The 15,421-nt window shown below is 53.9% G+C and carries 14 protein-coding genes; 7 read left to right on the top strand and 7 right to left on the bottom strand.

The genetic code is table 11. The annotated features are described in order from the left end of the window. Nucleotides 1-45: 45 nt before the first annotated feature. The 3 genes from TH468_RS19070 to TH468_RS19060 form a co-directional block, all read right to left on the bottom strand. Nucleotides 46-1,050 (bottom strand): sorbosone dehydrogenase family protein, encoded by a 1,005-nt coding sequence (locus TH468_RS19070; protein WP_246832384.1) that lies wholly within the window; start codon nucleotides 1,048-1,050, stop codon nucleotides 46-48. A gap of 220 nt (nucleotides 1,051-1,270) precedes the next feature. Beyond that, complete coding sequence (gpt, locus tag TH468_RS19065; RefSeq protein WP_062952220.1) at nucleotides 1,271-1,750, bottom strand: xanthine phosphoribosyltransferase; 480 nt, start codon at nucleotides 1,748-1,750, stop codon at nucleotides 1,271-1,273. 210 nt (nucleotides 1,751-1,960) lie between these two features. Then, nucleotides 1,961-3,544, bottom strand: a complete 1,584-nt coding sequence (locus TH468_RS19060) for a tetratricopeptide repeat protein (RefSeq protein ID WP_085646115.1) — start codon at nucleotides 3,542-3,544, stop codon at nucleotides 1,961-1,963. A 499-nt stretch (nucleotides 3,545-4,043) separates the two neighbouring features. Here TH468_RS19060 and TH468_RS19055 point away from each other — a divergent pair, with 499 nt between their 5' ends. Further along, the gene (locus TH468_RS19055; protein WP_085646114.1) at nucleotides 4,044-5,702 is read left to right on the top strand and encodes a methyl-accepting chemotaxis protein; all 1,659 of its coding nucleotides are present in this window, start codon (nucleotides 4,044-4,046) and stop codon (nucleotides 5,700-5,702) included. 80 nt (nucleotides 5,703-5,782) lie between these two features. Here TH468_RS19055 and TH468_RS19050 read toward each other — a convergent pair whose 3' ends face one another. Genes TH468_RS19050 through ubiE form a run of 3 tightly spaced genes read right to left on the bottom strand, consistent with a single transcriptional unit; the run spans nucleotide 5,783 to nucleotide 8,565 of the window. After that, nucleotides 5,783-6,211 (bottom strand): GNAT family N-acetyltransferase, encoded by a 429-nt coding sequence (locus TH468_RS19050; protein ID WP_085646113.1) that lies wholly within the window; start codon nucleotides 6,209-6,211, stop codon nucleotides 5,783-5,785. Nucleotides 6,212-6,220: 9 nt separating this feature from the next. Next, a complete protein-coding gene (ubiB, locus tag TH468_RS19045) occupies nucleotides 6,221-7,780 on the bottom strand; it encodes a 2-polyprenylphenol 6-hydroxylase (RefSeq protein ID WP_085646112.1) in 1,560 nt (519 codons plus the stop codon). 11 nt (nucleotides 7,781-7,791) lie between these two features. After that, a complete protein-coding gene (gene ubiE / locus TH468_RS19040) occupies nucleotides 7,792-8,565 on the bottom strand; it encodes a bifunctional demethylmenaquinone methyltransferase/2-methoxy-6-polyprenyl-1,4-benzoquinol methylase UbiE (protein WP_071239362.1) in 774 nt (257 codons plus the stop codon). A gap of 144 nt (nucleotides 8,566-8,709) precedes the next feature. Between ubiE and TH468_RS19035 the strand changes: the two genes are divergently transcribed. The 3 genes from TH468_RS19035 to TH468_RS19025 all read left to right on the top strand — a co-directional run bounded on the left by TH468_RS19035 (nucleotide 8,710) and on the right by TH468_RS19025 (nucleotide 12,927). Beyond that, nucleotides 8,710-9,354, top strand: coding sequence for a phosphoribosylanthranilate isomerase (locus TH468_RS19035; protein WP_085646111.1), 645 nt, complete (start codon nucleotides 8,710-8,712; stop codon nucleotides 9,352-9,354). A gap of 109 nt (nucleotides 9,355-9,463) precedes the next feature. Beyond that, a complete protein-coding gene (locus TH468_RS19030) occupies nucleotides 9,464-10,435 on the top strand; it encodes an ion transporter (RefSeq protein ID WP_085646110.1) in 972 nt (323 codons plus the stop codon). A 251-nt stretch (nucleotides 10,436-10,686) separates the two neighbouring features. Then, on the top strand, nucleotides 10,687-12,927 hold the full coding sequence (locus tag TH468_RS19025) for an anthranilate synthase component I (protein WP_085646109.1): 2,241 nt from the start codon (nucleotides 10,687-10,689) through the stop codon (nucleotides 12,925-12,927). Nucleotides 12,928-13,056: 129 nt separating this feature from the next. Here TH468_RS19025 and TH468_RS19020 read toward each other — a convergent pair whose 3' ends face one another. Next, nucleotides 13,057-13,671 (bottom strand): RNA methyltransferase, encoded by a 615-nt coding sequence (locus TH468_RS19020; RefSeq protein WP_062952232.1) that lies wholly within the window; start codon nucleotides 13,669-13,671, stop codon nucleotides 13,057-13,059. Between the two features lie 266 nt (nucleotides 13,672-13,937). On the opposite strand from TH468_RS19020, the gene TH468_RS19015 reads away from it, so the two are divergent. The 3 genes from TH468_RS19015 (at nucleotide 13,938) to TH468_RS19005 (ending at nucleotide 15,312) form a co-directional block, all read left to right on the top strand. Beyond that, nucleotides 13,938-14,135, top strand: coding sequence for a CsbD family protein (locus TH468_RS19015; RefSeq protein ID WP_037989411.1), 198 nt, complete (start codon nucleotides 13,938-13,940; stop codon nucleotides 14,133-14,135). Nucleotides 14,136-14,256: 121 nt separating this feature from the next. Then, nucleotides 14,257-14,463, top strand: a complete 207-nt coding sequence (locus TH468_RS19010) for a DUF1289 domain-containing protein (protein ID WP_085646108.1) — start codon at nucleotides 14,257-14,259, stop codon at nucleotides 14,461-14,463. Nucleotides 14,464-14,538: 75 nt separating this feature from the next. After that, nucleotides 14,539-15,312, top strand: coding sequence for a HugZ family protein (locus tag TH468_RS19005; RefSeq protein ID WP_085646107.1), 774 nt, complete (start codon nucleotides 14,539-14,541; stop codon nucleotides 15,310-15,312). Nucleotides 15,313-15,421: the final 109 nt, after the last annotated feature.

Here is a 15,421-nt window from a genome sequence, read left to right as displayed (position 1 = left end):
GGTGCAAGCCCGTCCCCGATACCGGGTTCATTTATTTTGGATGACCTAACCGTCCGCCGGAACCAGTCGCCAGACCGCACTGGCATGGTCATCCGACACCAGTATCGATCCATCAATATAATGCTTTACGTCCACCGGACGACCAACAACTTCCCCGTTGCTACGCAGGAAACCATCCAGGAAAGGATTGGTTGCCACAGGTTCACCATTGCGAAACTCTACCCGGACAACCTTGTAACCATCCGGGATCGTCCGGTTCCATGATCCGTGTAACGCCACAAGCGCATCACCATCATCAAAGGTCAGCCCCAACGCGGCATTGTGCGCGTTAAAGGTAAAGGCCGGAAAGGTGACTTCAGCCGGGGGCGTTTCATTGGAAAACTGCGGGGATCGCGTATCGTTTCCTGCATACCACGGATAACCGTAAAACAGCCCCTCGGTGGGTGCATGGTTTAACTCTTCGCGCGGAACATCATCGCCAAGGTTATCTCCGCCATTATCGGTAAACCACAAATCACCGGTGTCGGGATGAAAGGTCAGCCCGACCGAATTACGGATGCCGCTGGCATAGATTTTCGGTGCCCCGCCACTGATCGGCATGGAAATGATCGTCCCTTCAAGTCCGCTGACCCTGCAGATATTGCACGGCGCACCAACAGCAATGAACAGATGGCTTTGATCCGGCGAAAGTGCGACGTAACGCCAACCATGATGGCGCTTGTCAGGCAGGTTGGTAAACAGGATGCGCGGGCGCCCCAAAGCACTTCCATCAAAATTTGAAAGGTCGTAGGACACAACCCGGTGCTGATCGGCTACAAACAAGGTACCGGGCTTATAGGCAATGCCATTGGCCATCTTGAAGTCATCAGCAATCAGATTGACCTCCTCGCCCTTGCCATCCCCATCTGCATCACGCACGAAATAAAGATTGGGACCACGCGTTCCGACGAAAATACCCTTCAGTTCCGGGGCAACCGCGATAGAACGCGCATTATTTACCGGGGCAAACAATTCAAGCCGATAACCGCTTTCAGGCCGCAAAAGAGACATGGCTTTTTGCGTTTGCGCAGGTAGCTCTTGTGCGATGACAGGGGCCGATATGCCCGTAATCGCAAGGGCGCAGAACCCAAGCCAAAAACAGAAATGCCCGGCCCATCGGACCGTTAATGACGGTTGACGATAGCGAGCCGGGCAATTTTGATTTTGCATCGTGTCCTCCTTTTCGGTCCAACAGGCCTTGAGAAAGATACGATCAGATCTTCAAGACCGATTAGCGAACGCGCTCGGATATCGGCGCGTTAACCGAGAGTTCCATATCCCAGGGGAAATAAATCCAGGTATCCTGGGAAACCTCGGTCACAAAGCTGTCGACAATCTCGCGACCAAGCGGCTTGGCATAGACTGTCGCGAAATGTGCCTTTGGCAGCTTTTCACGTACGGCCTTCGCGGTTTTGCCGGTATCGACCAGATCATCAATGATCAGCATGTCCGTGCCATCACCTTCGATCCCTTTAAGCCATTCAAGATCGCCGCGCGTCTTGTCAGAGTAACTGCGAATGCAAACCGTATCAATCAGACGGATATCAAGTTCACGTGCAATAATAGCAGCCGGAACCAGCCCCCCACGGGTAATCGCGATAATGCCCTTATACGGACCTTTTTCCAGCAGACGCCACGCCAATGCACGTGCGTCGCGATGCATCTGTTCCCAGGAAACCGGGAAACCTTTGTTATAAGCAGCTTCGCTCACAAGCTTTCTCCTGCGCAAAAAACGGATCGCCTGCTGACTATCAGCCCCAATCATGGGAAAGACCGGACAGCGGTCGATATTCTTCGTAAATTTAAGGCGCTTTCCTACGCTGAGTCATCGCTAAAGACAAGGGCCGGGACTCTTCCTGTTTAAAGAATTGATCAGACTTTCACCGGGTGTTGGCCAAAATTTAGCCGCCAATTGTCTTAACTATACCACCGCTCCCAGCCGCGCCTTAAGAAGATTGGCAAAATCAGCGCCCAGCTTTGCAATCGGGACAGCCCAATCCCCCGGTGCTTCCTGCCGATAAATACGCATTGTCGGATACCATGGACTGTCGGTCCGCCCGACCATCCACCGCCAATCTGTCGTATAAAGCTGTAACATCCAGACCGGCACACCAAGTGCCCCGGCAAGATGGGCAGGCGCACTATCGATTGTAATGACCAGATCCATCGCCTTCATCAAGGCTGCACTGTCACCGAAATCATGAATATGTTCACCCATGTCGGTAATCAGGGCATTGGCGCCAAGTCTGGCTATGTCGCCCCGCCGCTCATCGACCTGAAAACTGTAAAAACTTGCCCCTTTCTGCGCCATAAGCGGCATCAGCAGTTCAAGGGGGCAGGATCGGTCACGCGGATTAAGCTTGCCTGCCCATATCAGCCCAACCTTAAGCACTGTACCCGATGGCGGGCTTAATCGTGCCTGCTTGCCTTTCGGCGCGCTCAGATAGGGTTCGGCAGAGACCCGATGCAGTTCCGCTTCGCTGATTTTCATGACATGCGGCAGGCTAAGGAGTGGGACATGCAGATCAAAGGGGGGCAATTTCGCCCCCTTTTCAACAATCGTTCCGACACCGGCAATCGTGCGCATCACCGGGATCAATTCCGATCTGCATTCAAGAATGATATGCGCGGCCCTCTTCCCTACCAATGGGACAAAACGAGCAAACTGGATCATATCGCCAAAGCCCTGCTCAGCACGCAGCAGCAGTCTTTTGCCGCGTAAATCGGCTTTTCCATCCCATTCCGGAACAGATTCAAGCGGGCGGATCGGATTATCGGCAAGCTTGCGGCGCGTTTCATATCCGGCCCAACCCGCTTCGTACTGGCCTGTTGCCAAAAGTGCCAGTGCCTTGTCCCAGTTTGCATCGACATAATCGGGATCAATGGCCAAAGCCTCATCAAAATGTTTGATAGCCTGCTCGAACCGATTGGTATCGCGATAAACCAAGCCAGCATTGAACGGATGCGACTTGATCGATGCATCAAGTTCCAGCGCCTTGTCATGAGCCGCCGCGGCCTCATCGAACCGCATCATTTCACGCAGGCAGTTACCCATATTTGACCAAAGCCCCGCATTGCCGGGACGGAGCTCCGCCGCCCTGCGATAGGCGACAAGTGCGGCATCAAGCCGTTTACTGCGCCTAAGCGCGACACCAAGGTTATTCCAGACATCGGGCTGATCAGCGTTTTGCCTGAGAACCGTACCATAAAGCGAAATTGCTTCTTCAATTCTCCCAGACTGATGGGCATCAAGTGCACGGGTGAACATTTCCGATTTGCCCGAGCGTCCGGCGATTACGGGTGCACCGGGGGATTGATTAGCCACTTTTTTGACCGCGTCGTTTTTTGTCTGTGGCAATTCTGGAGTTTCAGGCTTGGGAACAACAAAGCCCGGCACACTATCCGTCGAAGCTTGTTGCGCAAGATTTTTTGCAGAACCACTGGCTATCGCTTTTTTGGTTTTTTTGGCCGCACGCGGCTTGTTCATGGTTCTGGACTTCGCCATTCGGGTTCCCCGTCCCGTTAAACTGCAATCGCCGGATCATACAATGTCAAAAAGGCAGACGACCATTCCCATATGTACTCGCCCGTTGGCCGGTTGTCATCGCCAGACGATTCGCGCCGCAAAAATCAGCGAACATGCGAATAGCATTATTTTCTAAAAACAAGAACAATACCGGATGATTTTATCGCATTTAGTGAGTTTCGGACAATTTCAAACAAGTCGATTTTAATTATTTCGGTTATGTCGCGCTTTGAAGTAGCTTTTTATGAAGGACTGAAGAAAGGCGTTAAAATACTACCCAGTCCCTGTGGTGTTACACAGGGAACCAAAACAATAAATGACCGTCGGTTTGGCAATTTTCCGGAGCCGTAATTCGGAATGCCAAAAAGACGGCACCAACCTGTTCGAGCAAGCTGCGACGCTTTGAAATGATCGCGGGTCATCGATCAGGTAACGAGGGAACAAATATCATCAGGCTTCAAAGGACGGGAGACCTTAAATGGCCGAAACCAAACGATCCGGCGGCTCTGTCGGACGCAAAGTCATTCTGGTTGTGGTTGCCTTGCTGATTGTCGGCTTTGGCGCAATGATGACGATCCAGACGGTTTCGCAACGCGATGCGATGATCGAAATCATGTATAATGAGTCGGTCGAAAAAACCGAAATGCTGTCAACAGCCGTGCAACCGGGCTTTATTGCCATGGACGGCAACTCGGTCGAAAAAGAATTCCGCAAGATCACCGACAAGGAAGGATCACAGTTGGCATCGCTGGTGGCAGCCAATCCGGACGGCGAACCCATTGCGACCTATCAATCCGAAAACCTTCCCGAACACGATCTGGCTGCACTTGCCGAACCTTATCTGGAGCGGCTTGAAAACAAGGAAGTTGTCAGCTTCATCGCTGACGATGCGGTCATTGTTGCTGCGCCGATTACCAAATATTCCAAACGCCGGGACGAAGATCAGTATCGCGGCATGCTGCTGACCGCATGGAGCCTGGAGCGCGTAAATGCCGAGGTAAAACAGGCCGTCATCATCCAGTTGGCTCTTGCGGCGGCAATCCTTGCCGTCCTTCTGGGCAGCACCTGGTTTGTCCTGCGCAATCAGATCATTACCCCGCTTGTTAAAATCAATGGTGCCATGGCGGCCCTTGCTGATGGCAATCGCGACATTCACATCCCTGGCGTTCATCGCACCGATGAAATTGGCCAGATGGCGGCCTCGGTCGAAGTCTTCAAGGAAAATGCCAACCGAGTTGCCCAACTTGATCGCGAACGCGAACAGGAACGCGAGCGCGCAGAAATAAAACGGCGAGAGGCAATGAACGGCCTTGCCGGGCGTTTCGAACAGACCGTCATGGGTGTTGTCGACGGTGTATCGGGCGCATCAAGCGAAATGCAGCAAGTCGCCCAGACAATGGTTGCGGCCGTTCATCAGAACGAATCCGGTTCGCAGGCAGTGGTTGCCGCGGTTGAGCAGGCCAATCATAGCGTCGAAACGGTCGCCAGTGCTGCCGAACAGCTATCAGTTTCAATCCGCGATATTAGTGCGCGTGTAAATGACACGTCAAACATTACCGCCAACGCCAGCACCGAAGCCAATCGCGTCAATGAAATGGTTCAGGGGCTTGATGTTTCAGCACAGAAAGTCGGCGAAGTGGTCCAGATCATTCAGGCCATTGCCGAACAGACCAACCTTCTGGCCCTGAACGCCACGATCGAAGCCGCACGTGCCGGTGACGCGGGCAAAGGCTTTGCCGTGGTGGCCAACGAGGTAAAGAACCTTGCCAATCAGACAGCACGCGCGACCGAGGATATTTCAGCCCAGATTTCCGGCATTCAGGGATCGACCCAGGAAGCTGTCGGTGCAATTGATGGCATCACCAGCATCATCGCCAATCTGAACGAAATCGCATCCGAGGTTGCCGCTGCAGTTCAGGAACAGGGACAGGCGACGTCCGAAATCTCACACTCCGTCCAGCAGGCGGTCCAGAGCACGCAGGAAGTCACAAGCCATATCCATGAAATGCAGTCTGCGGCCCGCCAGACCGGCGATGCCGCCCGCCAGGTACTTGATGCCTCCGAAAAACTTGGCGCGCAATCAGGAACGCTGCGCAGCGAGGTCGGCAACTTCCTTGATGAAGTCCGCACCAGCTGATTGCGAGATTGCCGGAAACAAAAACGCCGCCCGGTCTGACCGTGGCAGCGTTTTTTTTAAAATGTCGGGTTTAATCGCGACTAGAGCAAAGGTTCCCGATCATCGGATTCGGCATCGAGCCGCATCATGATCGTTTCATTCAGGTCCTCATATCCATGCTGGCGATAAACCGGCTGCATGTCATGCGTCGCCAGCATCCAACGTTTGACCCGCGCAATATCGGGATGACCATGCAGGGCATCAAGCATCATGGATGCAATTCCGCGACGACGGTAATCGGGGTCAACAAACACATCGGCGATATAGGCAATGGCGATGAAGTCGGTCACGACGCGGGCAAAGCCAACCTGCCGTCCATCACAATAGGCGCCAACCGGCACCGACATTTCAACCGAACGGTCAAACTCGCCGCGCGACCTGCCCCGCGACCAATAAGAATTGGCAATGAAATCATAGCAATATCCAAGGTCCAGCCGACCGCGATCACAACTGATTTCAATTTCGCTCATTGCCGTCCTCTATTTGACGAACAGGGCGACTGCAAGTGCTGCAATCGCGACCCAAAGCAGGATGGATTGCTTGGAAACTCCACCGGAACTGCGCTGCCCGTTTGACCGGCCACGCATCGCGGCAACCGTATCAGGATGCAGGCGTAACCCCTGATCGGTAAAGACGGCCGATGCCTGTTCGGCAGCCTCAAGAACGCGAGGCAACCGGCGCAACATCGTCCCTGCCTGTCGGGTGGCTTCGGCAAGCTTTGCTTCCGGGCCAAGGTTTTCGCGCATCCATTCTTCGATCAGCGGACGCGACAATTCCCACATATTCTCGTTCGGACTTAAAATACGCGAAAGCCCCTCGGCAACGATCATGGTTTTCTGAAGCATCAGAAGCTGCGGCTGGGTTTCCATCCCGAAGGTTTCGGTAATCTGGAAAAGCTGCCCCAACAGGCGCCCGACCGAAATATCGGCCAGTTCCTTGCCCAGAATCGGCTCGCCGATGGAGCGGCACGCCTGCTGGAAATTTTCAAGCGACTGGTTACGTGGGACATATCCCGCTTCGAAATGTACCTCGGCGACACGGCGATAATCACGCGTCAGAAAACCAAGAAGCATTTCTGCGAGGTACAGGCGCGTCTGACGGTCAACACGCCCCATGATCCCGAAATCGACGATGCTGACCTTACCGGTTTCGTCGACAAACAGGTTGCCCGGATGCATATCGGCGTGGAAGAAACCGTCACGGAAAACCTGTTGGAAAAATGCCCCCGCCGCCTTCGCCAGAAGGGCGGAGCGATCAACACCCATGCGATCCAGGGCTTCGACATTGTCGATGCGAACACCTTTGACCCGTTCCATGGTGATCACATGTTCTGCCGTCCGTTCCCAATCGATCTGCGGCACATAATAGGTCGGATCAGCCTCGAAATTGTCGCGGAACTCGGATGCTGCCGATGCTTCAAACCGCAAATCCATTTCAAGATGCACGCTGTCTTCCAGCGTCTTGATGGTTTCAACCGGTTTGAGACGACGCAAGCGCGGTTGCGTCAGTTCGGCAATCTCCGCCACCCAGTAAAACAGATCAAGGTCACGGGCAAAGCGCGTCTTGATATCCGGGCGCAGCACCTTGACGGCAACTTCTCGCCCATCGGACGTGGTGGCAAAATGCACCTGGGCGATGGATGCCGCCGCAACAGGTGTATCATCAAACTCGGAAAACAGGGTTTCAAACGGCCCGTCAAGCTGTTCGGTAATGATCCGCTTGGCAATCTTGGCCGAAAATGGCGGCAATCTATCCTGCAGGCTTGATAAATCAGCCGCAACATCATCCCCGATCAGATCGGCACGCGTGGCCAGTGTCTGGCCAAGCTTGATGAATGCGGGGCCCAATTCTTCAAGCGCACGGGCCAACCGGCGCCCCGGCCGCAAATCGGATCGACGTGAAAATGGTGCTGTCAGTCGGGCAAAAAACGCCAGAACCTTTCCACCCGGCACAAGGGCAAGTGGAAACAGCGCATCATGACGCGCCAAAGTCCTAGCCATTCCAAGCAGTCGAAAGCTGTTGCGAACGAACCGTATCATTCAGTCGCCACCTATACCCGCCAGCCGGAATGAATGGCGGCAATACCACCGGAAAGATTGCGATATTTCACCCGTTCGAACCCTGCATCGCGGATCATGGATGCAAAAGTTTCCTGATCGGGGAACTGACGGATGCTTTCGGCCAGATACTGATATGCTTCGCGATTCCCGGCAATGAAGCGACCGATTTCAGGCAAAAGCTTGAAGGAGTATGTGTCGTAAAGTTTATCAAACCCCGGCACCACCACCTTGGAAAACTCTAGACACTGGAATTTTCCGCCCGGTCGGAGCACACGATAGGCTTCGGAAAGGGCTTCGGTAATCCGCGTCACGTTTCGGATACCAAAGGCAATCGTATAGGCATCAACCGAATGATCGGGCAGCGGCAGTTTCTGCGCATCGCCAACAGTCCAGTTGATGTTTTTCAGCAACCCATGATCCACCGCTCGATCGCGACCGACATGCAGCATTTCATAGTTGATGTCGCATACGGTGACCGAGCCGCCGCCATTCTTCAGGAACCGGAATGCAATGTCCCCGGTGCCACCGGCAACGTCCAGCAGTTTCATGCCCGGACGCGGCTTCAGCTCGTTAATGAACGTATCTTTCCACAAACGGTGTACACCGCCGCTCATCAGATCGTTCATCAAGTCATATTTGGACGCGACAGTATCGAAAACCTCACGCACCATGGATGCTTTCTGGCTTTCCGGAACATCCCGAAAACCGAAATGGGTTGTCTTTTCGCCGTTTTCGCCCCCGGCTGGGCCTGTGTGCTTGCTCATGGCCGGGAAAATAGCGCAGCAACCGCCATCTCGCCAGTGGAAAGCCACCTAAATTCGCAAATATCCTGTTGGTCGGGATCACTTTCTGCTAGGACCAAATGACTTGGACGGAAGTTTGAATTGGCTACAAGACAGGACACCCCGATGAGCTGCATGGTCAAAATCTGTGGAATCAATAGCGAAGACGCTGCAATGGCCGCGATGAGTGCCGGTGCTGATGCCTTGGGCTATGTCTTTTTTCCACCAAGCCCGCGTCACATATCGCTTAACGGCGCCACTACTTTGACCGAGCGCGTACCGGACAGTATCCTTAAGGTTGGCCTATTCGTTGAAGCCGGTGACGAAGCTCTTGAAAACGCGATCAAGGCCGGTCGCCTTGACGTGATCCAGATGCATGGCAAGGAAAGCCCGGAACGGGTCGCACAAGTAAAAGAAAAATTCGGTCTGCGCGTCATGAAGGCTGTTTCGGTCAGTACATCCGATGACATTGATGCCGCTGCGGCAAACTTCGATGGCGTCGCCGATTTCCTGCTTTTTGATGCCAAACCGCCCAAAGACAGCAACTTGCCCGGTGGCAATGCCGTTAGTTTTGACTGGAATCTTCTTACCGGGCGCAGCTTCAAAAGCAACTGGATGCTGGCCGGTGGACTTGATCCTGACAATGTCACCGACGCCGTCCGTATTTCCGGTGCCCCGTGGGTCGATGTATCGTCTGGTGTTGAAAAAACCAAAGGCGTGAAAGACGCGCGCAAAATTGCCGATTTCATTCGTGCGGCAAAGGGTTACTAACGCCCTCCGGCTCCAGATCAGCATCTTCTTTAACCATTTCTGAAGCGATACCGGCAATCATCGAACGATTGCGGGCAGTCTTTCTGGCCCCGGTAGCATATGGGGTCAAATGGAAAGAACGCTTCGATCAAAGGTTCAGAATTTGCTGCATGGGGTTGATCGCCAATCGCGGCTGTCATTGACCATACATCTGATCCTTGCTTCGCTGATCGTGATCAATGTTATCTGCGTCATTCTCGACACCGTTCATGAATTGGCCGAACAGTTTTTTATACTGTTTCTGGTCATTGAGCTGATCTGCACGGCGATTTTCACCGTTGAATATGTCTTGCGCGTATGGTCGGCCCCCGACAACCCGGAATTTTCCGGAAAATGGGGGCGTTTGCGTTATATGCTGCGACCGATGGCAATGGTTGATCTGATTGCGATCCTTCCGGTCTTCTTGCTGTTTTTCACGTCGATTGATCTCCGGTTCATCCGCATTGTCCGCCTGCTTCGGCTTTTGAAATTCACCCGCTATTCTACCGGCCTTGAACTGATGCTGATGGTGTTTCGTCAGCAGATGGGCATCTTTGGTGCCGCAAGCGCGGCGCTGGCCTGCATGCTGGTTTTCAGCGCCGGTGCCATTTATCTTGCCGAACACGAAGCCCAACCTGACGCATTTGGCAACCTGCCCAGTGCCCTTTACTGGAGCGTCATCACACTTGCCACCGTCGGTTACGGTGATGTCGTACCGATCACAGCATTGGGCAAAGTCATCGCAAGTCTGATTTCACTGACGGGTATCGGCATAGTCGCGGTGCCCGCCGGTATTCTGGCATCGGCCTTTTCCAGTGAACTGCGCCGCCGCGAAGATGCATATCGCCAACAAGCCGCCCATCAGCTTTCGGGAAAACGCCTGACCGAGGCCGTGCGAAGAAGGTTGCGATCCCATCAAGACGAACTTGGCATCAGTGATGAGCAAGCCCAGTCAATCATTTCCGATATCCGCGACATTCATCACGATCACGAAGACGATCTTTTGTCCTGCCCACATTGCCACAAACCTCTGCGTTTTGAGGTTTCCGAACCGGGCGAATGATCATCTGATCAAAATGCTTGACGCCCGCCTGATCGCTGATCATAGTTTGACGCATGAAAACACACGGCATGAACCCGATCCTTATTTCCAATCGTTGGTGGTGGTCCGCATAAGCGGGCGGCCAATTATCATGCCCTGAAACAACCGGCCGCCTGATCTTCGCAGGCGGCTTTGTGTTTTCAGACCTTTTTCCTATTTGCTGAAAAGTCACATTGCTCCTGCGGCAGCGCCCCGCAAACGGAGTATTTGACGTGACCAACCCGACTTCTGAAACCAGTAGCGAATATCGATATACCACAGACGGCGGCATCGCCATTATTCGCCGCCAGACAGAAATCACCTATGAAAATGCCACCGAAAGCCTGATCGACGCGCTTGACCGGACGAAGGGTGTTTTGCTGTCTTCAAGCTACGAGTTTCCGGGTCGTTATTCGCGCTGGGACATGGGATTTGCCAAACCACCGCTGGAAATCACCGGGCGCGAACGCGGCTTTGCAATCCGTGCGCTTAATGATCGCGGCCGGGTGCTTTTGCCGGTGATTGAAAACGCCCTTGCCGATCATGCCCATATCGAAGGCCTGACCAAGGGCGATGACGGGCTTTACGGCTATGTCGGCAAAGCGGCCGATTGGTTCCCCGAAGAAGAACGCAGTCAACAACCCAGTCTGTTTTCCGTTGTCCGGGCCATTCGCGATCTCTTTGCCCACAAGGGCGAGGAACGTTTGGGTCTATACGGTGCCTTTGGCTACGACATCGCCCTTCATTTCGAACAAATTGCACTGACCCAGGACCGCAGCAGTGATCACAAGGATGTCCATCTTTATCTACCCGACCAGATGATCACAGTCGACCACGCATCCAAGGTCGCGACCCTTTTTGAATATGAATTCATTGCACCAGATGGCCATAGTACCACTGGGCTCGACCGCATTGCCCAGGATCACCCGCCATCACATGGTGCAAACGGCATCGTAGAAAATGATATGAAAGACGGCGAATATGCCGCCGTCGTCGATGATACCAAGCCACGATTTGCGCGCGGAGAACTGTTTGAAGTCGTGCCAAGCCGCGTCTTTCGGACCGAATGCAAAAGTGCCCCGTCGGAAATCTTCCGCCGCCTTAAACGCCGAAATCCGGCACCTTATGGTTTCCTGATCAATCTTGGTGACGGTGAACATCTGATCGGGGCATCGCCGGAAATGTATGTCCGCGTCACCGGCCAACGTATTGAAACCTGCCCGATTTCGGGCACCATCGCGCGCGGTCGCGACGCGATCGAGGATGCGGAAAATATCCGAACCCTTCTGAATTCGGCCAAGGAAGAATCCGAACTGACCATGTGCACCGACGTTGATCGGAATGATAAGGCACGCGTCTGCAAACCCGGCAGCATCCGTATTCTTGGTCGTCGCCAGATCGAAATGTATTCCCGCCTGATCCACACGGTCGATCACGTCGAAGGCCGCCTTCGCGAAGGCTTTGATGCACTTGATGCTTTCCTGACACATTGCTGGGCGGTTACCGTAACCGGTGCCCCCAAACGGGCCGCCATGAAGCATATCGAAACCGTCGAACGCAGTCCGCGTGCATGGTATGGCGGGGCCATCGGGGCGGTTCTGTGCAATGGCGATCTGAATACCGGCCTGACATTACGAACTGTGCGTCTCAAACAGGGTGTCGCCGAAGTTCGCGCGGGTGCGACATTGCTGTTTGATAGTGAATCTGCTGCCGAAGAAGCCGAAACAGTGTTGAAGGCATCGGCAATGATTGATGCCGTCACCCGCGATGCCAAGGACGAAGCCACCATTGATCCGACCATTTCGGGTGTTGGCAAACGCGTGCTTCTGATCGATCACGAAGACAGCTTTGTTCAAAACCTTGCCAGCTATATCCGCGCAACCGGTGCCGAAACATTAACGCTCCGCCCCGGTTTCCCTGACGAAGCCTTTGACGATTTCAAACCCGATCTGGTGTTCCTGTCCCCGGGTCCGGGACGCCCCGATGATTATGGTCTGCGCCAAAGCATCGAACGTGCCCTTGCCGCGGGGCTTCCGGTCTTTGGTGTTTGTCTTGGTTTACAGGGGATTGTCGAATTTTTTGGTGGATCACTTGGTCAACTCGACACACCGATGCATGGCAAACCGTCTAAGGTGAAACTGGACCCGTCTGATCCGTTGTTTGAAGGCCTTCCCGATGAAATCGTTGTTGGGCGCTATCACTCGCTATTTGCCGACCTGGCAAGCCTGCCAGCTGACCTTAAAGTCACCGCGCGCAGCAATGACGGTGTGGTTATGGGGATACGTCATCAAAGCCTGCCGATCAGTGCAGTTCAGTTCCATCCCGAAAGCCTGCTGACCCTGCAAGGTGATGTCGGGATGCGGATGATTGCCAACCTGCTGCGCAATCCGCACGGCATTCTGCCTGAAAAGGCGGAAATTCCCGACGCTAACGAAGGGGATCAGCGAGATGAAACGGCAGTACAGGCTGCCTGAAACGACATAGTAAACCTGATTGCCTGACCCCATGCCCTCTGCCATCGACCTCCCCCTGTCGATGAAACCGGGTCAGGAAAATGCAACGGCCGCGCCCCTCCCTCGCGGTCGTTGCTTCATTTTCATGCCTTAATCGTCGTCATCCAGCGTACCGTCAATCACGCTGTAATCCGGCGGCGGTGCCTGACGGAACTTTTCAGGGTCTGCTTTGCGTTTGTCACGCGTGCGCGAAATCCAGCCGCCATAAAAGGCTTCCGGCTTTGGCTCGGTCGGGGCACCAGCACGTACCGGGCGCGGGGCGAACCGGCCCAGACTGATCAGGCGGTCATACATCACGATATTGGCAGCAATCGCGACATTTACGCAGAAGCTCATTGGGATTTTAATGATGAAATCGCACTGATCCTGCATTTCCTGCGACAGATTTCCGCGTTCCGGGCCAAGAATATAAGCCGCGCGCGATGGATGTTTGAAACTTGGCAGTTCAATCGCATCAGGTGTCAGTTCGACACCAACCATCCGGCATCCATCGGGCAGGAACAGATGATCGTGATCCGGGAAGTGATAGTAGGGCATCTGCTCGGACGCACGTGATGTGTCGGCCACATTGGCCCGTTCATCACGAAAATCCGCATCCACCGTAAAGGCAAAGCTGGCACCAAACGCATGGGCGGAACGAAACAGCGTGCCCACGTTAAAGGGCTTGCTGGCCCCTTCGATCCCGATCCCGAAATATCCGCGCATATTGTCCTCCGTGCTGCACGCCGATGGTGCGCTCACACACACTCCAATGAAAAAACTGGCTCGGCTATAACCCTCGCAGGCGAATATGGCAAGTCAGCGGGCCGTACCCCTGCCCCGGCAGAGGATACAATCCGGGTATCGTGGAACAAAAAACACTCCGAGCCGTTTTATGATCAGGCAACCGGAAAAGCAGCATGCGGTTGGCATGCAGATAAAATTTCCGGACCGAACGAGCAAACAACCCGAAAGAAACAGGAGAACACCTGATGAATTGGGACCAGATCGAAGGCCGTTGGAAACAGATGCGTGGTCACGTCAAGCGCGAATGGGGCCGCCTCACCGACGATGATCTTGATGAGATCGAAGGCCAGCAGGAAAAACTGGTTGGCTTGGTTCAGGAAGCCTATGGCGTTAAACGCGAAGAGGCCGACCGCCAGGTCCGCAACTGGTTTGACCGCCTCTAGGGCTTTCACACCCACCAGATTACCACACGTAACAAAGCCCGCCGGATTATTACCCTCTTGATCCTGGCGGGCTTTGTGTTTTCTATGCAGGCAATCAATCCTGTTACCAGCTTGGAAAATCATGCCTGTCAAATCCCCCTGCATTGGCGTTTGCGTTCTTGACCCGGTCGCCGGGTACTGCATCGGATGCTTTCGCACCGGCGATGAAATCGGCGCATGGATGGGCATGAGTGACGGCAGCAAGAAACGGCTGCTGGAAACCGTCCGCAAACGGCGTTTTTCGACCACTTCCGAACCGCTGATCACGACCGGTGACAAAGACCTGTAACCCAGCCAGACCAGACATTGCGGACGGCAACAACCAATCCTAAATAAAAACCCTGATCATCAAAGGGGCGTATGCATGTCGAGCCTTGCACAGCAAAACGGAAATGCAGCGGCAGAACTCCGGCGTATGACGAGACGTGCCTTACATGCCGTGATGGCTACAACCGCCTGTGATCACAAACAGGTCGGCGATGGCTGGCCGGTGACGTCAATCGTTGTCCCTGCTGCGCATATTGATGGCAGCCCCATTCTGCTGATTTCCGATCTGGCGGATCATACCCGTCATTTACGACGTGATCCGCGTCTGTCGCTTCTTTTCACCGACGGCAATATCGATGCCGGACAAAGCGAGCGGATCGATACGGACAATGCCAGACTGACGATCTTTGGCCGGGCCGTTGCCGATCACGCACCGGAAACACGCCAACGCTACCTTCAAACCCATCCCGATGCCGCCCAATATGCCGATTTCGCCGATTTTGACTTTTACCACGTTGCAGTAGAGGCGGTTTACTGGGTTGGCGGGTTTGGCAAACAGCGCCGACTAACGGGAAACCAGTTTGTGATTGATGGCTGCCAACCACTGATTGATGGCCATGATGAAGTCATTTTCCAAATGAATTCCGATCATGCCGATTCGATAGCCGACATTGTCAGATATTTCAGCGATCAGGATAAGAATGACGGTTGGAAAATGGTCGCCATTGATTGCGATGGAATGGATTTGGAACGCAATTCTGCCGATTCCCGACCTTTGCGGGTCAACTTCACCGAAACAATCCGCAGCCCCGGCGAAGCGCGCGATATTCTGGTCGAAATGTGTAAAAAAGCGCGCGGTCAAATGACCTGATTTGGGCAACGAAGATTTAATTGTCACTTTCGAAAGGTGACTTTTCGCAAACGCAAAAACGTCTACGTTTTCCTTGGTATTGAGCCAAAGGACAGGTTGCTTTTGAGAC

Source organism: Thalassospira sp. MCCC 1A03138 (genome assembly GCF_002115785.1).
GTDB lineage: Bacteria > Pseudomonadota > Alphaproteobacteria > Rhodospirillales > Thalassospiraceae > Thalassospira.
The sequence above is the reverse complement of the archived record's forward strand: the minus strand, read 5'-3'. Positions and strand labels throughout refer to the sequence as shown.